This is a genomic window from Pseudomonas sp. D4-21 (genome assembly GCF_051132125.1).
In the GTDB taxonomy this organism is placed as follows: Bacteria; Pseudomonadota; Gammaproteobacteria; order Pseudomonadales; family Pseudomonadaceae; genus Aquipseudomonas.
In genome coordinates, this window is record NZ_CP071664.1 from 1642293 (window position 1) to 1667183 (window position 24891).

The following is a 24891-nucleotide window of genomic DNA, read 5'->3' on the forward strand; positions in this document are numbered from 1 at the left end:
TAAGTGTTTGAAGAAATACCCCGGTCGAGAGGCTGGGGTATTTTTTTGTGTAAGGTTTATGGAAGGCAGACCTGCCCCCATCGCGAGCAAGCTCGCTCCCACACTGGAGCACGTTCATCCTATGAGAGCGAGCTTGCTCGCGATGGCGCCGGGTCTGCCAATGCAGTTACCGGATCAGATTAAAAGAGGCATAAACAAAACAGCCCCCGCTCTTATATAAGAAGCGGGGGCTGTTTCAGTGCAGCTTGGGACCTATCGCAAGGCAGGTCTTACTTGCGGTCTTCCAGCTTGGTGATGTCACGCGACTCGTAGCCGGTGTACAGCTGGCGTGGGCGGCCGATCTTGTACGGGCTGGAGAGCATTTCCTTCCAGTGGGAGATCCAGCCCACGGTCCGCGCCAGGGCGAAGATCACGGTGAACATGCTGGTTGGAATGCCGATCGCCTTGAGGATGATCCCCGAGTAGAAGTCGACGTTCGGGTAGAGCGAGCGCTCGATGAAGTACGGGTCGGTCAGGGCGATCTCTTCCAGGCGCATGGCCAGTTCGAGTTGCGGATCGTTCTTGATCCCCAGTTCCTTGAGCACTTCGTCGCAGGTCTGCTTCATGACGGTGGCGCGTGGGTCGCGGTTCTTGTAGACCCGGTGACCGAAGCCCATCAGCTTGAACGGATCGTTCTTGTCCTTGGCCTTGGCGATGAACTTGTCGATGTTGGAGACATCGCCGATTTCATCGAGCATGGTCAGTACCGCTTCGTTCGCACCGCCGTGGGCAGGGCCCCAGAGCGCGGCGATACCGGCGGCGATACAGGCGAACGGGTTGGCACCCGACGAACCGGCCAGGCGCACGGTGGACGTGGAGGCGTTCTGCTCGTGGTCGGCGTGGAGGATGAAGATCCGGTCCATGGCCTTGGCGAGCACCGGGCTGATCGGTTTGATCTCGCACGGGGTGTTGAACATCATATGCAGGAAGTTCTCTGCATAGGTCAGGTCGTTGCGCGGGTACATCATGGGCTGGCCCATGGAGTACTTGTAGACCATGGCTGCCAGGGTCGGCATCTTCGCCACCAGGCGGATCGCGGAGATTTCGCGATGCTGGGGGTTATTGATGTCCAGGGAGTCGTGGTAGAAGGCCGAGAGGGCACCGACAACGCCGCACATGACGGCCATCGGGTGGGCATCGCGACGGAAGCCGTTGAAGAAGGTCTTCAACTGTTCATGAACCATGGTGTGGTTCTTCACGGTGCTGACGAACTGGGCCTTTTGCTCTGCGGTCGGCAATTCGCCGTTGAGCAGCAGGTAGCAGGTTTCCAGGTAGTCCGATTTTTCAGCCAGTTGCTCGATCGGGTAGCCGCGGTGCAGCAGGATGCCGTTGTCGCCGTCGATATAGGTGATTTTCGATTCGCACGAGGCGGTCGACATGAAACCTGGGTCAAAGGTGAAACGGCCCGTGGCCGTCAGGCCCCGTACGTCGATTACATCGGGACCAACGGTGCCGGTTAAAATGGGCAGCTCGACGGGGGCTGCGCCCTCGATGATCAACTGCGCTTTTTTGTCAGCCATGTGGCCTCCTATTAATGCTTGGAATCATCAGACAGACCCCCCACGCAGGGCCCGCACCACTATAGTGAGATAAATCCGAATGTCAATTTGCCTAAAGTCTTGCTCCAGAAGGCTTTAACCGGACTTTTTCCGCGAAATTGCCTGCCGTTTACGCCTTTTGCCTCATATGTGCAATGCGCTATTAGGGGAAGGTGAACGCGTTGTCATTAGTAGCCTAACTGTCTATACTCGGCCACCGACCGCCAGGGGCTTTTGGGCCTGCTTTCTTGGGGGTCGTCACTCCCTGGGTGGTGAGTACCTGACCAGTGCGCGCCCCAACAACTTTGCCCTGATTGTTAGGGGCTCTTCAGTGTGAAAAAAAAGCCGTGAAAAGCCAACGACCTGTAAACCTAGACCTAAGGACCATCAAACTCCCAGTCACTGCTTACACGTCCATTCTTCACCGTATTTCCGGTGTCATCCTCTTCGTCAGCCTGGCCATCATGCTTTATGCATTGGACAAGTCGCTCGATTCGGAAGAAGGCTTCGGTCAGGTGAAAGCGTGTCTGACCAGTCCGCTAGCCAAGCTAGTGATTTGGGGCATCCTGTCCGCCTTGCTGTATCACTTGGTCGCCGGTGTGCGCCACTTGATCATGGACATGGGCATCGGTGAGACGCTGGAAGGCGGCAAGCTGGGCTCGAAAATCGTTATCGCCGTTTCGGTGGTGGTAATCGTTCTGGCAGGAGTCTGGATATGGTAACCAACGTCACGAACCTCTCGCGTTCTGGCCTGTATGACTGGATGGCGCAGCGTGTGTCTGCGGTCGTTCTCGCGGCTTATTTCATCTTTCTGATTGGATATGTAGTCGCCAACCCCGGCCTGGGCTACGCCCAATGGCATGAACTGTTTGCAAACAACTGGATGCGTATCTTCAGTCTGCTGGCACTTGTCGCACTGGGCGCCCACGCCTGGGTCGGCATGTGGACCATCGCGACCGACTACCTGACGCAGATGGCGTTCGGCAAGTCGGCGACTGCCGTACGTTTCCTCTTCCAGGCAGTATGCGGCGTTGCGATGTTCGCTTACTTCGTCTGGGGTGTGCAGATTCTCTGGGGTATCTGATTCATGGCTAACATTCCAACGATTTCTTTCGACGCCATCATCATTGGTGGTGGCGGTGCCGGCATGCGCGCTGCGCTGCAACTGGCACAGGGCGGTCACAAGACTGCCGTGATCACCAAGGTTTTCCCGACCCGTTCGCATACCGTGTCCGCCCAGGGTGGCATCACCTGCGCCATCGCTTCGGCCGACCCGAACGATGACTGGCGCTGGCACATGTACGATACCGTCAAGGGTTCCGACTACATCGGTGACCAGGACGCTATCGAATATATGTGTCAAGAAGGCCCGGCCGCTGTGTTCGAGCTGGACCACATGGGCCTGCCGTTCTCGCGTACCGAAACCGGCCGCATCTACCAGCGTCCGTTCGGTGGTCAGTCCAAGGACTACGGCAAGGGCGGCCAGGCGGCGCGTACTTGCGCGGCGTCCGACCGTACCGGTCACGCTCTGCTGCACACCCTTTATCAGGGCAACCTGAAAGCCGGCACCACGTTCCTGAACGAGTATTACGCCGTTGACCTGGTGAAAAACCAGGACGGCGCGTTCGTCGGTGTGATCGCGATCTGCATCGAAACCGGCGAAACCACCTACATCCGCTCGAAAGCCACCGTATTGGCGACCGGCGGTGCAGGCCGTATCTACGCCTCCACCACCAACGCCCTGATCAACACCGGTGACGGCGTTGGCATGGCCCTGCGTGCTGGCGTGCCGGTGCAAGACATCGAAATGTGGCAGTTCCACCCGACCGGCATCGCCGGCGCTGGTGTACTGGTCACCGAAGGCTGCCGTGGTGAAGGCGGTTACCTGATCAACAAGCACGGCGAGCGTTTCATGGAGCGTTATGCTCCGAACGCCAAGGACCTTGCCGGTCGCGACGTCGTGGCTCGTTCGATGGTTAAAGAGATCATCGCCGGCAACGGCTGTGGCCCGAATGGCGACCACGTGATGCTCAAGCTCGACCACCTTGGCGAGGAAGTGCTGCACAGCCGCCTGCCAGGTATCTGCGAGCTGTCGAAGACCTTCGCTCACGTCGACCCAGTCGTTGCGCCGGTTCCAGTGGTTCCAACGTGCCACTATATGATGGGCGGCGTTGCCACCAACATTCATGGCCAGGCAATCACTCAGAACGCCGAAGGCGTGGACGAAATCATCCCTGGCTTGTTCGCCGTGGGTGAAGTGGCTTGCGTATCGGTACACGGTGCCAACCGCCTGGGCGGCAACTCGCTGCTCGACCTGGTGGTGTTCGGCCGCGCTGCCGGCCTGCACCTGGAAAAAGCGCTGACCGACGGTATCGAATACCGCGACGCCAGCGACACCGACATCGACGTGGCCCTAAAGCGTCTGGCTGGCCTCAACGAGCGCACCGAAGGCGAAGACGTCGCCACCCTGCGCCGCGAGCTGCAAAGCTGCATGCAGAACTACTTCGGTGTGTTCCGTACCGGCGAGTACATGCAGAAGGGTATTGCCCAGCTCGCACAATTGCGTGAACGAATCGCCAACGTGAAGATCAACGATAAGTCGCAGGCGTTCAACACTGCGCGTATCGAAGCGCTGGAGCTGCAGAACCTGCTGGAAGTGGCCGAAGCCACCGCCATCGCCGCAGAAGTGCGCAAAGAGTCCCGTGGTGCCCACGCCCGCGAAGACTTCGAAGACCGTGACGACGAAAACTGGCTGTGCCACACCTTGTACTTCCCAGGTGAAAAACGCGTCGCCAAGCGTGCCGTGAACTTCTCGCCGAAGACTGTTCCGACTTTCGAACCAAAAGTCCGGACTTATTAAGGGTGACCGCTATGTTGCAAGTCAGTGTTTATCGCTACAACCCTGATCAGGACGCCGCGCCGTTCATGCAGGACTTCCAGGTCGATACCGGTGGTAAAGACCTGATGGTGCTGGACGTGCTGGCCTTGATCAAAGAGCAGGACGAAGGTTTTTCCTATCGTCGCTCGTGCCGCGAGGGCGTTTGTGGCTCCGATGGCATGAACATCAACGGCAAGAACGGCTTGGCCTGCATCACGCCGCTGTCGGCTGTGGTCAAGGGCAACAAGCTGATCGTTCGTCCGCTGCCAGGTTTGCCGGTCATCCGTGACCTGGTCGTCGATATGAGCATCTTCTACAAGCAATACGAGAAGGTGAAGCCATTCCTGCAGAACGACACGCCGGCTCCGGCCATCGAGCGTCTGCAGTCCCCTGAAGAGCGTGAAAAGCTCGACGGTCTGTACGAGTGCATCCTGTGCGCTTGCTGCTCGACCTCGTGCCCATCCTTCTGGTGGAACCCGGACAAATTCCTGGGCCCGGCCGCCCTGCTGCAAGCGTACCGCTTCCTGGCAGACAGCCGTGACACCAAGACGTCCGAACGTCTGGCCGCACTGGATGACCCGTTCAGCGTATTCCGCTGCCGCGGGATCATGAACTGCGTCAACGTCTGCCCGAAAGGCCTGAACCCGACTAAGGCCATCGGTCACGTACGTAACATGCTGCTGCAAAACGGCGTGTGATTCAGCTGCTGTACCCGTAGAACCGCTGTACCCGTAGAGGCGAGGGCGTGGGCTTCAACCCACGTCCTGGCTATAACCAGAACAGCCGCTCACAAAGCGGTCGTTCTTATTTTGAAGAAATGAGACAAGCAGGGGCATCCGGGCTGGTACCCGGACTATCAGCGTGATCCTAAGTGGCTTGTTTTAGTCGCTGCACTCGGACTTCTGCAAGTTTGCTCGGTGTTTTCGCCGGTGGTGTTCCCCTAATCGAGGGTGACCAAGCATGCAAGAAAGCGTGATGCAGCGCATGTGGAACAGTGCCCACCTCTCCGGTGGTAACGCTGCCTATGTGGAAGAGCTCTACGAGCTCTACCTGCACGACCCTAACGCTGTGCCAGAAGAATGGCGCACCTACTTTCAGAAGTTGCCGGCTGACGGTAACTCTGCCACCGATGTTTCGCACTCGACGATTCGCGATCATTTCGTGCTGCTGGCAAAGAACCAGCGCCGCGCTCAACCGGTTTCTGCCGGCAGCGTGAGCTCCGAGCATGAGAAGAAGCAAGTTGAAGTGCTGCGACTGATCCAGGCCTACCGGATGCGTGGCCACCAGGCAGCCCAGCTGGACCCGCTGGGGCTGTGGCAGCGTCCTGCTCCTGCAGACCTGTCGATCACTCATTACGGCTTGACCAATGCCGATCTTGATACGACCTTCCGTGCCGGCGACCTGTTCATCGGCAAAGAGGAAGCGAGCCTACGCGAAATTCACGAAGCGTTGCAGCAGACATATTGCCGCACCATCGGCGCTGAATTCACGCACATCACCGATTCCGAGCAGCGCCAGTGGTTCCAGCAGCGTCTGGAAAGCGTTCGTGGCCGTCCGACGTACTCCGCCGACATCAAGAGCCACTTGCTCGAGCGCGTCACCGCCGGTGAAGGCTTGGAAAAATACCTGGGCACCAAATACCCAGGCACCAAGCGTTTCGGCCTGGAAGGCGGCGAAAGCCTGATTCCGATGCTGGACGAGCTGATCCAGCGCTCCGGTTCCTACGGCACCAAGGAAGTCGTTATCGGCATGGCCCACCGTGGCCGTCTGAACGTACTGGTCAACACTTTCGGCAAGAACCCACGCGAGCTGTTCGACGAGTTCGAAGGCAAGAAGAAGGTCGAGCTGGGTTCCGGTGACGTGAAGTATCACCAGGGCTTCTCGTCCAACGTGATGACCACAGGTGGCGAAGTCCACTTGGCCATGGCGTTCAACCCGTCCCACCTGGAAATCGTTTCCCCGGTGGTCGAGGGTTCCGTCCGTGCGCGCCAGGATCGTCGCAACGATCCGACCGGTGAGAAGGTATTGCCAATTTCCATCCACGGTGACGCGGCATTCGCCGGTCAAGGCGTGGTCATGGAAACCTTCCAGATGTCCCAGACCCGCGGTTTCAAGACCGGTGGTACGGTTCACATCGTCATCAACAACCAGGTCGGTTTCACCATCAGCAACCCGCTGGACTCGCGTTCCACCGAGTACGCAACCGACGTCGCGAAAATGATCCAGGCGCCGATTCTCCATGTGAATGGCGATGACCCGGAAGCCGTGCTGTTCGTGACCCAGCTGGCCATCGACTACCGCATGCAGTACAAGCGCGACGTGGTGATCGACCTGGTCTGCTACCGTCGTCGCGGCCACAACGAGGCCGACGAGCCAAGCGGCACCCAGCCGCTGATGTACCAGCAGATCGCCAAGCAGCGCACCACTCGTGAGCTGTACGCCGAGCGCCTGACCCAGAGCGGTGTTCTGGATGCCGAGCGCGTCCAGGAAAAAGTCGATGAATATCGCAACGCCCTGGATAACGGCCTGCACGTTGTGAAGAGCCTGGTCAAGGAACCGAACAAGGAACTGTTCGTGGACTGGCGTCCTTACCTGGGCCACGCCTGGACCGCTCGTCACGACACGCGCTTCGATCTCAAGACCTTGCAGGAACTGTCCGCCAAGCTGCTGGAAATCCCGGAAGGCTTTGTGGTCCAGCGTCAGGTCGCGAAGATCTACGAAGACCGGCAGAAGATGCAAGCCGGCGGCCTGCCGATCAACTGGGGTTACGCCGAAACCATGGCGTACGCGACCCTGGCGTTCGAAGGTCACCCGATTCGCATCACCGGCCAGGACGTAGGTCGCGGCACTTTCTCGCACCGTCACGCGGCGCTGCACAACCAGAAAGACGCCAGCACCTACATCCCGCTGCAACACCTGTACAAGGGCCAGCCACGTTTCGACCTGTACGATTCGCTGCTGTCCGAAGAAGCCGTCCTGGCGTTCGAATATGGCTATTCCACCACCGAGCCGAATGCGCTGGTGATCTGGGAAGCCCAGTTCGGCGACTTCGCCAACGGTGCCCAGGTGGTTGTCGACCAGTTCATCACCAGCGGCGAGCACAAGTGGGGTCGTCTCTGCGGCCTGACCATGCTGTTGCCACACGGTTATGAAGGGCAGGGGCCGGAGCACTCTTCGGCGCGTCTGGAGCGTTACCTGCAACTGTGCGCCGAGCACAACGTCCAGGTTTGCGTACCAACGACCCCGGCGCAGATCTACCACCTGCTGCGTCGTCAGGTCATCCGTCCGCTGCGCAAGCCGCTGATCGTGCTGACACCGAAGTCGTTGCTGCGTCACAAACTGGCGATTTCCACGCTCGAAGACCTGGCCGAAGGCTCGTTCCAGACCGTCATTTCGGAAATCGATACCCTGGACGCAGCGAAGGTGACTCGCCTGATCCTGTGCAGCGGCAAGGTCTACTACGACCTGCTGGAAAAACGTCGTGCCGAAGGCCGCGAAGACATCGCCATCGTGCGTATCGAGCAGCTTTACCCGTTCCCGGAAGAGGACCTGATGGAGGCCATCGCGCCTTACACCAACCTCACCCATGTGGTGTGGTGTCAGGAAGAACCGATGAACCAAGGCGCGTGGTACAGCAGCCAGCATCACCTGCGTCGCAGCATCGGCAACCATAACAAGGCCCTGGGCCTTGAATATGCCGGCCGTGATGCGTCTGCGGCACCTGCTTGTGGTTATGCATCGATGCACGCCGAGCAGCAGGAAAAACTGCTGCAAGATGCCTTTACCGTTTAATGCCTTCGCGCACCTGAAACCGAATTTAAGGAACCACAGATAATGGCTATCGAGATCAAAGCCCCCACTTTCCCGGAATCGGTTGCCGATGGCACCATTGCCACCTGGCACAAAAAACCGGGCGACGCGGTCAAGCGCGACGAACTGATCGTCGACATCGAAACCGACAAGGTCGTGTTGGAAGTATTGGCCGAAGCTGACGGCGTCCTGGGCGCTATCGTCAAGAACGAAGGCGACACCGTGCTGTCCGCTGAAGTCCTGGGCTCCATCGAAGAGGGCGGTGCCGCCGCCGCCGCTCCAGCCGCCGCTGCCGCACCGGCTGCTGCTCAAGCCGACGCGCCTGCTGCCTCGGGCGAAGACGATCCAGTCGCCGCTCCGGCCGCTCGCAAGCTGGCTGAAGAAAACGGCATCAACATCGCTTCCGTTGCCGGTACCGGCAAAGGCGGTCGCGTGACCAAGGAAGATGTGGTTGCAGCCGTTGCCGCCAAGAAAGCCGCTCCAGCCGCTGCCCCGGCCAAGCCAGCCGCGCCTGCCGCTTCCGCGCCAGTGTTCGCTGCCGGTGACCGCGTTGAAAAACGCGTTCCGATGACCCGCCTGCGTGCCAAGGTTGCCGAGCGCCTGGTTGAAGCCCAGTCGAACATGGCGATGCTGACCACGTTCAACGAAGTCGACATGACCGAAGTCATGGCCCTGCGTTCGAAGTACAAGGACCTGTTCGAGAAGTCCCACAACGGCGTACGCCTGGGCTTCATGTCGTTCTTCGTCAAGGCTGCCACCGAAGCGCTGAAACGCTTCCCGGCCGTCAACGCGTCGATCGACGGTTCCGACATCGTCTACCACGGCTACGCCGACATCGGTGTTGCGGTCTCCAGCGACCGTGGCCTGGTGGTTCCGGTCCTGCGCAACGCCGAGCTGATGAGCCTGGCCGAAATCGAAGGCGGCATCGCTACCTTCGGCAAGAAGGCCCGTGACGGCAAGCTGTCCATCGAAGAGATGACCGGCGGTACGTTCACCATCACCAACGGTGGTACATTCGGTTCGATGATGTCGACCCCGATCGTCAACCCGCCGCAAGCGGCTATCCTGGGCATGCACAACATCCTGCAGCGTCCGATGGCGATCAACGGTCAGGTCGTGATTCGTCCGATGATGTACCTGGCTCTGTCCTACGATCACCGCCTGATCGACGGCAAAGAAGCCGTGACGTTTTTGGTAACCATCAAGAACCTGCTTGAAGACCCGGCTCGTCTGCTGCTGGATATCTGATTTTCGCCGCGAGGGCCGGTCTGTCGACCGGCCTCTTGCTGAAACAACCGGTTTCGTCCCTCGACGGTCATCACAAGTGATCGTCCGGTTTGATTCGAAAAGGAATGACTCATGACTCAGAAATTCGACGTGGTAGTGATTGGTGCGGGCCCTGGTGGCTACGTAGCGGCCATCAAGGCTGCGCAACTGGGCCTTACCACTGCCTGCATCGAGAAATACACCGACAAGGAAGGCAAACAGGCCTTGGGCGGTACTTGCCTGAACGTCGGTTGCATTCCTTCCAAGGCGCTGCTGGACAGCTCCTGGAAATACAAGGAAGCGAAAGACAGCTTCAACGTTCACGGTATCTCTACCGGTGAAGTGAAAATGGACGTCGCCGCGATGGTTGGCCGCAAGGCTGGCATCGTCAAGAACCTGACCAGCGGTGTCGCCACCCTGTTCAAGGCCAACGGCGTGACCTCCATCGAAGGCCACGGCAAACTGCTGCTGGGCAAGAAAGTCGAAGTGACCAAGCCGGACGGCTCGGTTGAACTGATCGAAGCCGAAAACGTCATCCTGGCGCCGGGCTCGCGTCCGATCGATATCCCGCCTGCTCCAGTCGACCAGAACGTGATCGTCGATTCCACCGGCGCCCTGGAATTCCAGACCGTGCCAAAACGCCTGGGCGTGATCGGCGCTGGCGTGATCGGCCTCGAGCTGGGTTCGGTATGGTCGCGCCTGGGCGCTGAAGTGACCGTGCTCGAAGCCCTCGACACCTTCCTGATGGCCGCCGACGCCGCGGTTTCCAAGGAAGCGCTGAAGACCCTGACCAAGCAAGGCCTGGACATCAAACTGGGCGCCCGCGTGACCGGCTCCAAGGTCAACGGCGACGAAGTCGTGGTGAACTACACCGACGCCAACGGCGAACAGACCATCACCTTTGACAAGCTGATCGTGGCCGTCGGCCGTCGTCCAGTGACCACCGACCTGCTGTCCGCCGATTGCGGCGTGGAAATCGACGAGCGCGGTTTCATCGCGGTCGATGACCATTGCGCAACCGCCGTACCGGGCGTCTTCGCCATCGGTGACGTGGTTCGCGGCATGATGCTGGCCCACAAGGCTTCCGAAGAAGGCATCATGGTCGTCGAGCGCATCAAGGGCCACAAGGCCCAGATGAACTACGACCTGATCCCATCGGTTATCTACACCCACCCGGAAATCGCATGGGTTGGTAAAACCGAGCAGGCCTTGAAAGCCGAAGGCGTTGAAGTTAACGTCGGCACCTTCCCGTTCGCCGCCAGTGGCCGTGCCATGGCAGCCAACGATACCGGTGGTTTCGTGAAAGTCATCGCCGATGCCAAGACGGATCGCGTATTGGGCGTTCACGTCATCGGCCCAAGCGCTGCCGAGCTGGTCCAGCAAGGCGCGATCGGTATGGAATTCGGCACCAGCGCCGAGGACCTGGGCATGATGGTCTTCTCCCATCCGACCCTGTCCGAAGCCTTGCACGAAGCGGCCCTGGCTGTGAATGGCGGCGCCATCCACGTGGCCAACCGCAAGAAGCGTTAATAGATAATAAGAAACCACGGCGGTATCGGCCCGTCGTGAGCCTTGCGCGCAAGACTCACCGCGGAATGTCCGCTGGACGCAGTCTTGCGTAGCAGCGCCGGTTGACCGGAGCGCTACGCAAGCAGCAGTCACAGGTGGTGCGGCACCACAACGGTGCAGCACCGAATGCGCAGTACCTAACGAAGACGGTAATAAGCATGAATCTTCACGAGTATCAGGGTAAGCAGCTGTTCGCTGAGTACGGCCTGCCAGTATCCACCGGCTACGCTGTAGACACCCCGGAAGCGGCAGCAGAAGCTTGCGACAAAATCGGCGGCAGCGAATGGGTCGTCAAAGCCCAGGTTCACGCCGGTGGTCGCGGTAAAGCGGGCGGCGTCAAGCTGGTTCGCAGCAAAGAAGACGCCAAAGCCTTCGCACAGCAGTGGCTGGGCAAGCGTCTGGTGACCTACCAGACCGACGCCAACGGTCAGCCAGTCACCAAGATCCTGGTTGAATCGTGCACTGATATCGCTAAAGAGCTGTACCTGGGCGCTGTCGTTGACCGTTCGAGCCGCCGCATCGTGTTCATGGCTTCCACCGAAGGTGGCGTGGACATCGAGAAAATCGCTCACGACACCCCTGAGAAAATCCTCAAGGCCACCATCGATCCACTTGTTGGCGCACAGCCGTTCCAGGGTCGCGAGCTGGCATTCCAGCTGGGCCTGGAAGGTAAGCAGGTCACTCAGTTCGCCAAGATCTTCGTAGGCCTGGCCAAGCTGTTCCAGGACCACGACCTGGCACTGCTGGAAGTGAACCCGCTGGTGATCAAGGCCGACGGCGATCTGCACTGCCTCGATGCCAAGATCAACATCGACGCCAACGCCATGTACCGTCAGCCTAAGCTGAAGACTTTCCACGATCCGTCGCAAGACGATCCGCGCGAAGCGCACGCTGCCAAGTTCGAACTGAACTACGTAGCCCTGGAAGGCAACATCGGCTGCATGGTCAACGGTGCCGGCCTGGCCATGGGTACCATGGACATCGTCAACCTGCACGGCGGCAAGCCAGCCAACTTCCTCGACGTGGGCGGCGGTGCTACCAAGGAACGCGTTACCGAAGCGTTCAAGATCATCCTGTCCGACACCAACGTCGCTGCAGTACTGGTCAACATCTTCGGCGGCATCGTTCGTTGCGACATGATTGCCGAAGGCATCATCGGCGCCGTGAAAGAAGTCGGCGTGAAAATCCCGGTTGTTGTTCGCCTCGAAGGCAACAACGCTGAGCTGGGCGCTAAAGTACTGGCAGAAAGCGGTTTGAACATCATCGCTGCTACCAGCCTGACCGACGCTGCTCAACAAGTCGTTAAAGCTGCGGAGGGCAAATAATGAGCGTCCTGATCAACAAAGACACCAAGGTTATCTGCCAGGGCATTACCGGTTCGCAAGGTAGTTTCCACACCCAGCAAGCCATCGAGTACGGCACCCAGATGGTTGGCGGCGTAACTCCGGGCAAGGGCGGCACCGAACACCTGGGCCTGCCTGTCTTCAACACCGTGAAAGACGCCGTAGCGGCCACTGGCGCCACCGCCAGCGTGATCTACGTTCCAGCTCCTTTCTGCAAGGACTCCATCCTTGAAGCAGCGTTCGGCGGCATCAAGCTGATCGTTTGCATCACCGAAGGCATCCCGACCATCGACATGCTGGAAGCCAAGGTCAAGTGCGACGAACTGGGTATCACCCTGATCGGCCCTAACTGCCCAGGCGTGATCACTCCAGGCGAATGCAAGATCGGCATCATGCCAGGTCACATTCACTTGCCAGGCAAGGTCGGTATCGTTTCCCGTTCCGGTACCCTGACTTACGAAGCCGTGAAGCAGACCACTGACGCCGGTTTCGGTCAGTCGACTTGCGTCGGCATCGGCGGTGACCCGATCCCAGGCTCCAACTTCATCGACATCCTGAAGCTGTTCCAGGAAGACCCGAAGACCGAAGCGATCGTCATGATCGGTGAGATCGGCGGTTCCGCTGAAGAAGAAGCCGCAGCCTACATCAAGGCCAACGTGACCAAGCCGGTTGTTTCCTACATTGCTGGTGTGACTGCTCCTCCGGGCAAGCGCATGGGCCATGCTGGCGCAATCATCTCTGGCGGCAAAGGCACTGCAGACGAGAAGTTCGCTGCGCTGCAAGACGCAGGCGTGAAAACCGTGCGTTCGCTGGCAGACATCGGCAAGGCCCTGGCCGAGCTGACTGGCTGGGAAATGAAGAAGTAAGCTTCGGCGGACTTTTTTGTTTCAGCAACAAAGGCCACCTTCGGGTGGCCTTTGTCGTTTCTGGCATTGGATCGCGTTTGCTCTAGTGCGAACCCGGTTAGTCGGAAAAAAGATACGTAAACGCGACACAGAAACGTCGTGTATCGGATAGTTCGCCCTGTAACAGTGCGTTTTTCCGCCAAATTCGTTAGTCTGGCGGCCAATTTTGCGACCGCGGCCCACAAGGCGGCGATGCGCTCAACGGGTCGATCCCATACGGATCGGCAGCATTTCCCTCACCCTTCAGGGAAATCCCTCTCTAAATTCCGATTCAGTAGTGTGGTTTCCTTAATGAAAGTGTTGAAAGGTCAGGACATCCTGGCGCTTGGTTTCATGACATTTGCCCTGTTCGTCGGGGCCGGCAATATCATCTTCCCGCCTATCGTTGGTTTGCAGTCCGGGCCTCATGTCTGGATGGCGGCGTTGGGCTTCCTGATCACTGCGGTTGGGTTGCCGGTGATCACCGTCGTTGCGCTGGCGAAAGTCGGTGGCGCGATGGACGCGTTGAGCAGCCCAATCGGCAAGATTGCCGGTGGCTTGCTGGCGGCAGTCTGTTACCTGGCGGTCGGCCCGCTGTTCGCCACGCCCCGAACCGCCACCGTATCGTTTGAAGTAGGCCTGGCGCCGCTGACCGGCGAAAGTCCGTTGGCGCTGTTTCTCTATAGCGCGGTGTACTTCCTGCTGGTGTTCTTCATTTCGCTCTATCCAGGACGCCTGCTCGATACCGTCGGGCGCTTTCTCGCGCCGCTGAAAATCATCGCCCTGGCCGTGCTCGGCATCGCTGCGTTTGCGCTGCCCGCAGGCGATATCGGCGTGGCGACACCCGAGTACGTGGCGGCTCCGTTTTCCCAAGGCTTCATCAATGGTTACCTGACCATGGATACCCTTGGCGCTCTGGTGTTCGGGATTGTTATCGTCAACGCCATCCGTTCTCGGGGCGTCGAGTCGCCGGCCTTGATCACCCGTTACGCCATCATCGCCGGGCTGATTGCCGGTGTGGGGCTGGCGCTGGTTTATGTCAGCCTGTTCCGCCTGGGCTCCGGTAGCCACGAAGTGGCGGCGGGCGCGACCAACGGCGCCGCTGTGTTGCACGCCTACGTACAGCACACCTTCGGCAGCTTGGGCAGCGGCTTCCTTGCGGTGTTGATTTCCCTGGCATGCCTGGTGACCGCCGTCGGCCTGACCTGCGCCTGCGCCGAGTACTTCAGCCGTGTACTGCCGCTGTCCTACAAGACCTTGGTGATCATCCTCGCGGCATTTTCGCTGCTGGTGTCCAACCTGGGCCTGACCAAGCTGATTGCCTTCTCGATCCCGGTCCTGACTGCGATCTACCCACCTTGTATCGCGCTGGTGGCCCTGAGCTTCTGCAAGGATTTCTGGCACGAGCAAGGTCGGATTGTCGGCCCGGTCATGCTGGTGTCGTTCCTGTTCGGCTTGATCGATGCGCTCAAGGGGGCAGGGCTGGCGGATTGGATGCCGGCGCAACTGGCCCATCTGCCGTTGAGCGAGCAAGGCCTGGCGTGGCTGGTGCCTTCGTTCATGACCCTGGCGGTCGCTGTGGTGTGCGATCGGTTGCTGGGCAAGCGCAGCGAAGCCTTGGCGTAAGCGTCTCGCTGCAGCTCACCGATAAAACCGAAATGCCCCGTATCAGTCGATACGGGGCATTTTTTTGCCCGCGGTGTCTCCCACAGGCTTCGCTGATACTATTGCCACCGATTTTGTTTCTGCCACAGGGAATTGCATGTCATTCATCCAAGCCAACCTGATCCATCTCCTGGCCGCGGTATGGTTCGTCATCTGCTGGGCCGGTTATACCCGGTATGCCTCTTGGAAGGCTCGCGACACGGCATGCCTGGCCAGCGTTATGCATTTGTACCGTGAAGACTGGATGCGACGCATGTTGCTGCGCGACAACCGCATCGCCGACGCCAGCGTGATCGGCAACCTGGAGCGCAACGCGTCGTTTTTTGCCTCCAGTACATTGATTATCCTGGCGGGTATCCTGACGGTGCTCGGAGCGTCTGATCGAGCGGTTTCGTTGCTGGCTGACCTGCCGCTGGTGCAGCAGGCCTCCCAAGGCATGGCGGAAGTGAAGCTGCTGTGTCTGGCGTTGGTGTTCGTCTATGCGTTCTTCACGTTCAGCTGGTGCATGCGCCAATACAATTTCGCCGCCGTCCTGGTGGGGTCGGCGCCGATGATCGGTGAGCGGCACGTGTCCGAGCTTGAGCGCAAGGCCTTTGCTTCGAGGGCGGCGCGGGTTATTTCCATGGCGGCCAACCAGTTCAACTTCGGTTTGCGTTCCTATTATTTCGGCATGACCATGTTGGCCTGGTTCGTCAGCCCGTGGTTGTTCATGTTGATGAGCGCCGGCGTGGTCTTTGTGTTGTATCAGCGCGAGTTCCATTCGGACGTGCTGGACGTCATGGTCTATACGCCCACCGAGGCACCAGCGCCCGAAACCGGCAAGGAAACTGCCTGACGGCGTGACTGGTTGAATCGCAGGCAAAAGAAAACCCGCACCAGGCGGGTTTTCTTTTACTGCTAAAACCGTATCAGTTGGTTTTAGGCGCGTCGGCAGGGGCTTGTTCCTGTTGCGCGGCATTGTTCGATTCAGCCTGATCTTTGGCGGCTTCGGCGTTTTCTTTCGCCGCGTCGTTCACTTTATCCTGTGCTTTGTTCATGTCTTGCTGAGCTTGTTCAGCGTGTTGTTGGGCATCTTGAGCCTTGTCCTCGGATTTTTTATCGCAGGCAGCGAGACCGAGAGAGGCGGCCAACATCAAGGCAATAGCTAAAGTCTTACGCATGGGGTGTTTCTCCTTATGGATATAACTACTGGCCTTTTGAACCGTGCCCTCAGGGTTAAGTTCCTCTCGCTCGTTAGATATATAACTTTGCACACCGATGGAACTTTGCCGGGTGCACCTGAAAGTCCCTGAAGGAGTTATCGGTCAATGGCTGAAGATCCCGTTTTTGAGCGCGCGACCCGCTTTTTATCGGCGCTCAGGCATTGCCACGTGCTGGGCATCAAACTGCACAGCGCCAGTCGCGATGGGTTGACGCTGGAGTTGCCCTACAGCGCTCATCTTGTCGGCAATCCCCTGACGGGCATTGTCCATGGCGGAGCGCTGACTTCATTGATGGACACCGCCTGCGGCATGTCGACCTTATGTGTACTGCCGCAATTCGAAGTCTGCCCGACATTGGACCTGCGCATCGACTACATGCACGCTGCCAGGCCCAACAAGGCCATCTATGGTTTCGCCCAATGCTATCGGGTGACGCCGGATGTGATTTTCAGCCGGGGATTTGCCTATCAGGATGATCCCGAGCAGCCCATTGCCCACGTTGTGGGTACTTTCATGCGCCTGGGCGACAACGCCCGAGGACTCAAGGGAGGCGGCCCCACGGCTGCCGCGCTGACACCATGACCGATCTTACCGAGGTGCAACTGCGCCAGGCTTGCGAGCAGGGTGACGTCGCGATGCTGCTGGCTTCGATTCCCTATGCGCGGCTCATCGGCGTCGAATGCACCCGCCAGGGTGATGATCTGCTGTTTCGCCTGCCGGCCAATAAAGACAACATCGGTAACCCTTTACTGCCCGCTATCCACGGCGGGGTCATCGCCGGATTCATGGAGCTGTCGGCCGCCGTTCATCTGCTGATTGCCACCCGTGCGACTGGTGTGCCGAAGATCATCGATTTTTCCCTGGATTACCTGCGTGCCGGGCAGTTCCGCGACACCTTTGCCCGGTGCCAGGTCTGGCGCCAAGGGCGGCGCGTGGCCAACGTGGCGGTCACGGCCTGGCAAGAGTCCGAAGCCGAACCCATTGCCACCGCCCGTGCCCATTTCAAGATCCCGGGGCCCTCCAGGCCGAGCGGCCCTTGAAATCATCAACGTTGCCCCCACCTTGTGGACATCCCGCCGCCATTCTCTGCGAGGCGGACACCACCATCCACTTGGAGTTTGATGACCATGAGCGTGGAAACTCAAAAGGAAACCCTGGGCTTCCAGACCGAGGTGAAGCAACTGCTGCACCTGATGATTCACTCGCTGTATTCGAATAAGGAAATTTTCCTCCGCGAGCTGATTTCGAACGCCTCCGACGCTGTCGACAAATTACGTTTCGAAGCGCTGTCCAAGCCAGAACTGCTGGAGGGCGGCGCCGAGCTGAAAATCCGTGTGAGCTTCGACAAGGACGCCAAGACCGTCACCCTCGAAGACAACGGTATCGGCATGAGCCGCGACGAGGTGATCACGCACTTGGGCACCATCGCCAAGTCCGGCACCGCCGATTTCATGAAAAACCTGTCTGGCGACCAGAAGAAGGATTCCCACCTGATCGGTCAGTTCGGCGTCGGATTCTATTCCGCGTTCATCGTTGCCGATCACGTTGAAGTGTTCAGCCGCCGTGCCGGCCTCGCCCCGAGCGAAGGCGTGCACTGGTCCTCCAAGGGCGAGGGCGAGTTTGAGGTCGCGACCATCGACAAGGCCGATCGCGGCACCCGCATCGTCCTGCACCTCAAGTCTGGCGAAGACGAGTTCGCCGATGGCTGGCGCCTGCGCAACATCATCAAGAAGTACTCCGACCACATCGCGCTGCCGATCGAGCTGCCGAAGGAAGCCACCGCTGCCGAAGGCGAAGAAAAGCCCGAAGTGGAATGGGAAACCGTCAACCGCGCCAGTGCCTTGTGGACCCGTCCGCGCACCGAAGTAAAGGACGAGGAATACCAGGAGTTCTACAAGCACATCGCCCACGATTACGAAAATCCGCTGAGCTGGAGCCATAACAAGGTCGAAGGCAAGCTGGAATACAACTCGCTGCTGTACGTGCCGGCCCGCGCGCCGTTCGACCTGTACCAGCGCGAAGCGCCACGTGGCCTGAAGCTTTACGTGCAGCGCGTGTTCGTAATGGACCAGGCCGAATCGTTCCTGCCGCTTTACCTGCGCTTCATCAAGGGTGTGGTGGATTCCAATGACCTGTCGCTGAACGTTTCGCGGGAAATCCTGCAGAGAGATCCGATCATCGACTCCATGAAGTCGGCGCTGACCAAGCGCGTGCTGGACATGCTGGAGAAACTGGCGAAGAACGAGCCCGAGCAGTACAAGAACTTCTGGAAAAACTTCGGCCAGGTCATGAAAGAAGGTCCGGCCGAAGACTTCGCCAATAAAGAGAAGATCGCTGGCCTGCTGCGCTTTGCCTCGACCCAGGGTGAGGATGGCGAACAGATCGTTGGCCTGGCCGACTATCTGGCTCGCGCCAAGGAAGGACAGGACAAGATCTACTACCTGACCGGCGAGACTTATGCACAGGTCAAGAACAGCCCGCACCTGGAAGTCTTCCGCAAGAAAGGCATCGAAGTGCTGCTGCTGACCGATCGCATCGACGAGTGGCTGATGAGCTACCTCAACGAGTTCGACGGCAAGAGCTTCGTCGACGTGGCCCGTGGCGATCTCGACCTTGGCAACCTGGATTCGGAAGAAGACAAGAAAGCTGCCGAAGAAGTCGCCAAGAGCAAGGAAGGCCTGGTCGAGCGGATCAAGACTGCCTTGGGCGAAGCCGTCAGCGAAGTGCGGGTTTCCCACCGCTTGACCGATTCCCCGGCGATCCTGGCCATCGGTGAGCAAGACCTCGGTTTGCAGATGCGCCAGATCCTCGAAGCCAGCGGACAGAAAGTCCCGGACTCCAAGCCGATCTTTGAATTCAACCCGGCCCACCCGCTGGTGGAGAAGCTCGACAACGAGCAGAACGAAGAGCGTTTCGGCGACCTGTCGCACATTCTCTTCGACCAGGCGGCCCTGGCGGCTGGCGACAGCTTGAAAGACCCGGCTGCGTATGTACGTCGCCTGAACAAGCTGTTGGTTGAACTGTCAGCTTGATCAAGTGAGACAAAACCCGCTTCGGCGGGTTTTGTCATTTCTGGTGTTCAGTCAAAGAGGAGTCCGTCATGAGTCAGGTTACGGTTCGTTCGCTGGTCTATCAGGTCGATGGTCAAAGTTATGAGGGGCGCCTGGCCTTCGACGTCAATCAACAGGGCCCACGTCCGGGTTTGCTGATGGCGCCGAACTGGATGGGTGTTGGGGCGGGGGCCGAGGAAATCGCCAGGTCTGTGGCGGCAAACGGATATGTGGTGCTGATTGCCGACCTTTACGGGCAAACAGTGCGCCCGAGCAATGCCGATGAGGCGGGAGCGGCGATGATGCCGCTCAAGAACGACCGGGCGTTGTTGCGCAAGCGCATGCAGGCAGCGTTCGAGCAACTGCAGAGCCAGGACCAAGCGAAGGTCGACACGGCGAAGCTGGCCGCTTTTGGTTTTTGCTTTGGGGGATGCTGCGCCTTGGAGTTGGCTCGCACTGGCGCCCCCTTGAAAGCGACGATCTCATTCCACGGCACCCTGGATACGCCGAACCCGGTTGATGCGCAGAACATCGAGGGCGCGGTATTGGTCCTGCACGGCGCCTCCGACCCGCTGGTGCCAAAGGAACAGCTGCCGGCCTTCGAAGATGAAATGAACGCGGCTGGGGTGGATTGGCAATTGCTGAGCTACGGTGGTGCGGTGCACTCGTTCACCGACCCGCAGGCCAATGTGCCTGGCAAGATGATGTACGACGCCAAGGTCGCCGGACGGGCGTTCCGGTCGATGCATAACCTGCTGGATGAAGTGTTCAAGGGCTGAAGTCGGGCCCGGATCTCTTTTGTCTGGTACAAAGCCATCGCGAGCAAGCTCGCTCCCACATTGGATCAAGTTGTTCTCGGCATTTGCGAACCGCACCGATTCAGTGAGGGCGCGAGCTTACTCGCGATGTCTGCCTGACAGGCAACCCTTGAATCAGGGCAACTCGATCCGCTCGCTTTCCCCTGGTACGGTTGGCCAGTCCCCGGCCGCCCAGCGTCGGCGGGCTTCGTCTATGCGGGCCGGGTCGCTGGAGACGAAATTCCAATTCATCCGCCGTGGCCCATCCAAGGGCGCACCGCCGAACAGCACGGCATGGCACTCGGTGTCGGCAGACAGCGTCATTTCTTCCCCGGCAGGCAATATCGCCAGCGAATGGGGCTCAAGCGGTTCACCGTCCAACTGCGCCTCGCCGCCCAGGATGTACAGTGCGCGTTCTTCATGTTCCGTGGGAATCAGCAACGTCGTTGCGGTCTGCAGGTTCAGTTCGGCATAAAGCGTAGGAGACAGCACTGGCACCGGCGATTCCAGGCAAAAGCCTGACCCGGCGATCATGCGGATGTTCACCCCCAGGTTCTCACTGACCGGCAGGCTCTGTGCCGGATGATGGCTGTAGTGCCCGGGACCTTCCTCGTGAGACTTGGGCGAGGCCAGCCAGATTTGCAGCCCATGCAGCACGAAGCCGCTCTCCAACAACGCTTTTGGTGTCCTCTCGACATGGGCAATGGCGCTGCCGGCGGTCATCCAACTGACATCCCCGGCGTTTACCACCTGATCGGAACCCAGGCTGTCCTTATGCTGGATCTGGCCCTCGAACAAGTAGGTGAGGGTGGACAGACCGATGTGTGGATGTTGGCGAATGTTCATGCCTCGACCGGCCGGGTAGGACGTTTGCAGCATATGGTCGAAAAACACGAAAGGCCCGACGCTGCGGCATTTAGCGGACGGCAAGGGCCGAAGAATCGGCTGGCCTTCCACGTCTTCTGCGCGGGGACGAACGATGAGGGGAGCGGTCATGGTGTCTTCCAGGTTGAACGACGGATGGGCAGAGCATAACCCGAGGTTGCAACGGACGGCAGCGCCGGCTTGAACCCAGGCGGGACGGCTGGGGTCTATGCTGCTCATGGCCTATGGAGAATGCCCGTGCCCTCGATCCGTTTGATGTTCGCCTGCCTGCTGGCCGTTACGTGCAGCACCGCCTCGGCTCGCGAATATGCCTACAGTGATGCGCACCTGCATTACGTCGATTTCTTCCAGGAAACCGCCGGCATGGCCAAGCTCCTCAAGGCCATGGCGGACAATCGCATCGAGCATGTGATGATTTCCGGCGTGCCCGTGGCGAAGAAATGGCACGAAGACGAACCCAAGCGACCGCGTTACTACGCCGGTGACGATGCGGACGCCTATTGGTACAGCGCCACCGATGTGATTGTCGCTGCCGCGGTGTCCAAGCTCCCCGCTGAGCAACGCCAGCATTTCCATCCATTCCTGTCGGGCTTCAACCCCAATGACAAGAACTCCGATGCGCATATCCAACGCATGCTCGATCTCTATCCGGGGCTGTGGCAAGGCATCGGCGAAGTGTTCACCCGTCATGACGACCTGACGGCGCTGACCTCCGGCGACACGCCGCGCGCCAACAACGAAGCCATGACCCGCATCTATCACCTGGCGGCGGAGAATGATCTGCCCGTGATGCTGCATTCCAACATCACGTCCAAGCGTGAGAGAAATCCGCTGTACCTGGCAGAAATCGAAGAACCGCTGCGCAACCATCCACACACACGGTTCATCTGGGCCCATGCCGGCACGAGCATGGAGATTCACCGGCACCAGACCCGGCTGGATTTTCTGCTGCCGACCCTGACGCGGATGCTGGAGTCTTATCCCAATCTTTTCATCGACCTGTCCTGGAGCATGCTCACGCCGTATCTACTGGATGAGGCGGGCAAGCCCCGGGATGAATGGTTGAAACTGGTGGAGCGCTTCCCGGAGCGGTTCATGGTGGGATCGGACGTGGTAGGACGATTCAATAAATTGGGTAAGGAGTTGCACAGCTTCGATCCGTTCCTGGATGCCTTGCCTGAGGATGTGGCGCGGAAGGTGGCGCGGGATAACTTTCTGGCGGTGTTGCCGCGCTCAGTCGCCCGCTGAGCCCGCTCTTGTCGCGAGGGAGCAAGCTCCCTCGCCACAGGTCAACCCTGTATCCGGGCTTTAGCTGGCCTGTTGAACACCGCTTTGTCATCAGCCTGTCACCCCCGCGTCATACCCTCGCGCTCATCTCAATCAAGGAGCGCACCATGCACCTCACCCGTTCAAGCGCACTGCTCGCGCTGTTGTTGACCTGCGGCCTGGCCCAGGCGGAAGTTCGTGTCGAAGGCCCGGTGGAATATGGGGTATTCGAAGGGCCGAAGGCCGAGTTGCAATCGGGCGAGCGGGTCTTGCGTCGCAGCAATGAGCAGATCCGCCAGACCGAAAGTGTTCCGGCCAAGCTGGGTACGAAGTTCGGCATGCGCTATCAGTTGGCGGGCAAGGTCGCTGACGACCAGCCGTTGACCCTGTTGTACTTCACCCCCGGTATCCGCACACCCGATGGCGTACGCCACGACAAATTCGAAGTCATCCAGAAACTGGTGGCCGGCGCGCCCCAGGACGTCATGGCCTATGAATTTACCGAAAGCCACGAAGTGGTGCCGGGGGAGTGGCGGTTCATGGTGTTCCAGGGGGATCGGCTGTTGACGCAGCAACGGTTTGTCGTGCGCTGAAACTTCATTTGCACAGATCAAAGTGTGGGAGCGAGCCTGCTCGCGAAGGCGGTATGACAGTCAGAGCGTTGTTGCTTGATACTCCGCTTTCGCGAGCAGGCTCGCTCCCACAAGGAATTCAGGCATATCCGTCAGACAAAAAAACGCCCCGAACCAGTCGGGGCGTTTTTGTGTGTGGCGTACCAGCGGGAATTACTTGCCCTGCCAGCGCTTCATCACCAGGGTAGCGTTGGTGCCACCGAAGCCGAAGCTGTTGCTCATCACGGTGTTGATGGTGGCGTTCTCGCGAGTTTGGGTCAGGATAGGCAGGTCGGCCACTTCCGGATCCAGTTCGTCGATGTTGGCGGAACCGGCCATGAAGTTGCCTTCCATCATCAGCATGCAGTAGATCGCTTCGTGAACGCCGGCGGCGCCCAGGGAGTGACCCGACAGGCTCTTGGTGGAGCTGATGGCCGGGGCCTTGTCGCCGAACACTTCGCGCACACCCTTCATTTCCGCGACGTCGCCGACCGGGGTCGAGGTGCCGTGGGTGTTCAGGTAGTCGATCGGTGCATCGACGGTGGACATGGCCATCTGCATGCAGCGCACGGCACCTTCACCGCTCGGTGCGACCATGTCATAGCCGTCGGAGGTGGCGCCGTAGCCGACGATTTCCGCGTAGATCTTCGCGCCACGGGCGAGGGCGTGTTCCAGCTCCTCGACCACGACCATGCCACCACCGCCGGCGATGACGAAACCGTCACGGTCGGCGTCGTAGGCACGGGAGGCTTTTTCCGGCGCGTCGTTGCGCTTGCTGGACAGGGCGCCCATGGCGTCGAACAGGAACGACTGGCTCCAATGTTCTTCTTCACCGCCACCGGCGAACACGATGTCCTGCTTGCCCATCTGGATCTGTTCCATGGCGGTACCGATGCAATGGGCACTGGTGGCGCAGGCGGAAGCGATGGAGTAGTTCAGGCCCTTGATCTTGAACGGCGTGGCCAGGCAGGCCGAAACGGTGCTGCTCATGGTCCGCGTGACGCGGTACGGGCCGACACGCTTGACGCCTTTTTCGCGCAGGATGTCCAGCGCTTCCATCTGGTTCAAGGTGGAGGCGCCGCCGGAACCTGCTACGAGGCCGGTCCGTACGTTGGAGACCTGCTCTTCGGTCAGGCCGGAGTCAGCGATGGCGTCTTTCATGGCCAGGTAGGCATAAGCCGCTGCGTGGCCGACGAAACGGTAGATCTTGCGATCGATCAGCTCTTCGAGGTTCAGGTCAATGGAGCCGGAAACCTGGCTACGCAGACCCATTTCGGCATATTCCGGATTGAACCGGATGCCAGGGCGACTTGCACGCAGGTTAGCGGAGACGGTCTCTTTGTCATTGCCCAGGCACGAAACGATGCCCAGACCAGTGATAACGACGCGGCGCATGCGGATAACCCTTAGAAGTTGTCAGTGGAAGTGAAAACGCCAACCCGGAGGCCTTCGGCGGTGTAGATCTCGCGACCGTCGACAGCCACCGAACCATCGGCGATGGCCATGTTCAGCTTGCCCTTGAGGACGCGTTTGATATGGATGTTATAGGTGATCTTCTTCGCAGTCGGCAGTACCTGACCGAAGAACTTCACTTCGCCCGAACCCAGGGCGCGGCCGCGACCCGGCAGGCCTTGCCAGCCGAGGAAGAAGCCGACCAGTTGCCACATGGCATCCAGGCCCAGGCAGCCGGGCATCACCGGATCGCCTTCGAAATGGCAGGCGAAGAACCACAGGTCCGGAGTGATATCCAGCTCGGCGACCAATTCACCTTTGCCGTACTTGCCACCCTCATCGCTGATATGGGTGATGCGATCCACCATCAGCATGTTCGGGGCGGGCAGTTGCGCGTTACCTGGGCCGAACAGCTCACCGCGACTGCAGCGCAGCAGATCTTCCCGAGTAAAGGCGTTTTGTTTGGTCATGCGAGCTCCTCAATAGTCCCATGCGGCAGGGTGGGGCAAATCTTCCCGACCGATCGAAGCGTTCATGCCTCGAGTCGGCAGCCTACTCATAGACTATTGCGTTGTAGTGAAAGTCACAGCACACGGGAAAATCAATGTACACCTGTGCACTGAAATAGTTATTCCT

General features: G+C 59.4%; 22 protein-coding genes. 17 read left to right on the top strand and 5 right to left on the bottom strand.

The window, feature by feature from the left end; all coding sequences use genetic code 11:
- Positions 1-269 precede the first annotated feature (269 nt).
- Positions 270-1559: a citrate synthase gene (gltA, locus tag J3Q04_RS07395; protein WP_003172803.1), complete on the bottom strand. Its 1290-nt coding sequence runs from the start codon at positions 1557-1559 to the stop codon at positions 270-272.
- Positions 1560-1924: 365 nt separating this feature from the next.
- On the opposite strand from gltA, the gene sdhC reads away from it, so the two are divergent.
- The 11 genes from sdhC to J3Q04_RS07450 all read left to right on the top strand — a co-directional run bounded on the left by sdhC (position 1925) and on the right by J3Q04_RS07450 (position 15827).
- On the top strand, positions 1925-2299 hold the full coding sequence (sdhC, locus tag J3Q04_RS07400; RefSeq protein WP_024780620.1) for a succinate dehydrogenase, cytochrome b556 subunit: 375 nt from the start codon (positions 1925-1927) through the stop codon (positions 2297-2299).
- On the top strand, positions 2293-2661 hold the full coding sequence (gene sdhD / locus J3Q04_RS07405; RefSeq protein WP_003179222.1) for a succinate dehydrogenase, hydrophobic membrane anchor protein: 369 nt from the start codon (positions 2293-2295) through the stop codon (positions 2659-2661). Before sdhC ends, sdhD begins: the two co-directional genes overlap by 7 nt.
- Before the next feature lie 3 nt (positions 2662-2664).
- Positions 2665-4437 carry a succinate dehydrogenase flavoprotein subunit gene (gene sdhA / locus J3Q04_RS07410; RefSeq protein ID WP_039594132.1) on the top strand — a complete coding sequence of 591 codons (1773 nt, stop codon included), beginning with the start codon at positions 2665-2667 and terminating at the stop codon, positions 4435-4437.
- 11 nt (positions 4438-4448) lie between these two features.
- A complete protein-coding gene (locus J3Q04_RS07415; RefSeq protein ID WP_039594133.1) occupies positions 4449-5153 on the top strand; it encodes a succinate dehydrogenase iron-sulfur subunit in 705 nt (234 codons plus the stop codon).
- A 262-nt stretch (positions 5154-5415) separates the two neighbouring features.
- The gene (locus tag J3Q04_RS07420; protein ID WP_420766934.1) at positions 5416-8247 is read left to right on the top strand and encodes a 2-oxoglutarate dehydrogenase E1 component; all 2832 of its coding nucleotides are present in this window, start codon (positions 5416-5418) and stop codon (positions 8245-8247) included.
- A 42-nt stretch (positions 8248-8289) separates the two neighbouring features.
- On the top strand, positions 8290-9513 hold the full coding sequence (gene odhB, locus J3Q04_RS07425) for a 2-oxoglutarate dehydrogenase complex dihydrolipoyllysine-residue succinyltransferase (RefSeq protein WP_420766933.1): 1224 nt from the start codon (positions 8290-8292) through the stop codon (positions 9511-9513).
- 111 nt (positions 9514-9624) lie between these two features.
- The gene (gene lpdA, locus J3Q04_RS07430; protein ID WP_434607172.1) at positions 9625-11061 is read left to right on the top strand and encodes a dihydrolipoyl dehydrogenase; all 1437 of its coding nucleotides are present in this window, start codon (positions 9625-9627) and stop codon (positions 11059-11061) included.
- A 197-nt stretch (positions 11062-11258) separates the two neighbouring features.
- On the top strand, positions 11259-12425 hold the full coding sequence (gene sucC / locus J3Q04_RS07435) for an ADP-forming succinate--CoA ligase subunit beta (protein ID WP_003179235.1): 1167 nt from the start codon (positions 11259-11261) through the stop codon (positions 12423-12425).
- Positions 12425-13309, top strand: coding sequence for a succinate--CoA ligase subunit alpha (gene sucD, locus J3Q04_RS07440; protein WP_039594137.1), 885 nt, complete (start codon positions 12425-12427; stop codon positions 13307-13309). The genes sucC and sucD overlap by 1 nt, the downstream gene beginning before the upstream one ends.
- 330 nt (positions 13310-13639) lie before the next feature.
- Positions 13640-14953 carry a branched-chain amino acid transport system II carrier protein gene (gene brnQ, locus J3Q04_RS07445; protein WP_434607169.1) on the top strand — a complete coding sequence of 438 codons (1314 nt, stop codon included), beginning with the start codon at positions 13640-13642 and terminating at the stop codon, positions 14951-14953.
- Between the two features lie 136 nt (positions 14954-15089).
- The gene (locus tag J3Q04_RS07450) at positions 15090-15827 is read left to right on the top strand and encodes a DUF599 domain-containing protein (protein WP_420766930.1); all 738 of its coding nucleotides are present in this window, start codon (positions 15090-15092) and stop codon (positions 15825-15827) included.
- 73 nt (positions 15828-15900) lie between these two features.
- Here the strand turns inward: J3Q04_RS07450 and J3Q04_RS07455 are convergent, their stop codons facing one another.
- Positions 15901-16152, bottom strand: a complete 252-nt coding sequence (locus J3Q04_RS07455) for a hypothetical protein (protein WP_420766929.1) — start codon at positions 16150-16152, stop codon at positions 15901-15903.
- Between the two features lie 147 nt (positions 16153-16299).
- On the opposite strand from J3Q04_RS07455, the gene J3Q04_RS07460 reads away from it, so the two are divergent.
- From J3Q04_RS07460 to J3Q04_RS07475, 4 genes are all read left to right on the top strand, one after another.
- The gene (locus J3Q04_RS07460; protein ID WP_434560070.1) at positions 16300-16776 is read left to right on the top strand and encodes a PaaI family thioesterase; all 477 of its coding nucleotides are present in this window, start codon (positions 16300-16302) and stop codon (positions 16774-16776) included.
- Positions 16773-17234 carry a PaaI family thioesterase gene (locus tag J3Q04_RS07465; RefSeq protein ID WP_434607166.1) on the top strand — a complete coding sequence of 154 codons (462 nt, stop codon included), beginning with the start codon at positions 16773-16775 and terminating at the stop codon, positions 17232-17234. Before J3Q04_RS07460 ends, J3Q04_RS07465 begins: the two co-directional genes overlap by 4 nt.
- An 87-nt stretch (positions 17235-17321) precedes the next feature.
- Complete coding sequence (htpG, locus tag J3Q04_RS07470) at positions 17322-19226, top strand: molecular chaperone HtpG (RefSeq protein WP_434607164.1); 1905 nt, start codon at positions 17322-17324, stop codon at positions 19224-19226.
- Between the two features lie 68 nt (positions 19227-19294).
- The gene (locus J3Q04_RS07475; RefSeq protein ID WP_434607162.1) at positions 19295-20023 is read left to right on the top strand and encodes a dienelactone hydrolase family protein; all 729 of its coding nucleotides are present in this window, start codon (positions 19295-19297) and stop codon (positions 20021-20023) included.
- A 153-nt stretch (positions 20024-20176) separates the two neighbouring features.
- Here J3Q04_RS07475 and J3Q04_RS07480 read toward each other — a convergent pair whose 3' ends face one another.
- Entirely contained in the window at positions 20177-21037 is an 861-nt protein-coding gene (locus tag J3Q04_RS07480) for a pirin family protein (RefSeq protein ID WP_434607160.1), read from the bottom strand.
- Between the two features lie 120 nt (positions 21038-21157).
- Between J3Q04_RS07480 and J3Q04_RS07485 the strand changes: the two genes are divergently transcribed.
- A complete protein-coding gene (locus J3Q04_RS07485) occupies positions 21158-22174 on the top strand; it encodes an amidohydrolase family protein (protein ID WP_420766923.1) in 1017 nt (338 codons plus the stop codon).
- A 146-nt stretch (positions 22175-22320) separates the two neighbouring features.
- Positions 22321-22785 carry a DUF3859 domain-containing protein gene (locus J3Q04_RS07490; protein WP_434607158.1) on the top strand — a complete coding sequence of 155 codons (465 nt, stop codon included), beginning with the start codon at positions 22321-22323 and terminating at the stop codon, positions 22783-22785.
- A gap of 192 nt (positions 22786-22977) precedes the next feature.
- On the opposite strand, the gene fabB is transcribed toward J3Q04_RS07490, so the two are convergent.
- Together fabB and fabA are read right to left on the bottom strand one after the other, a co-directional pair.
- Positions 22978-24198, bottom strand: a complete 1221-nt coding sequence (gene fabB, locus J3Q04_RS07495; protein WP_420766921.1) for a beta-ketoacyl-ACP synthase I — start codon at positions 24196-24198, stop codon at positions 22978-22980.
- Between the two features lie 11 nt (positions 24199-24209).
- Positions 24210-24725: a 3-hydroxyacyl-[acyl-carrier-protein] dehydratase FabA gene (gene fabA / locus J3Q04_RS07500; RefSeq protein WP_030138344.1), complete on the bottom strand. Its 516-nt coding sequence runs from the start codon at positions 24723-24725 to the stop codon at positions 24210-24212.
- Positions 24726-24891: the final 166 nt, after the last annotated feature.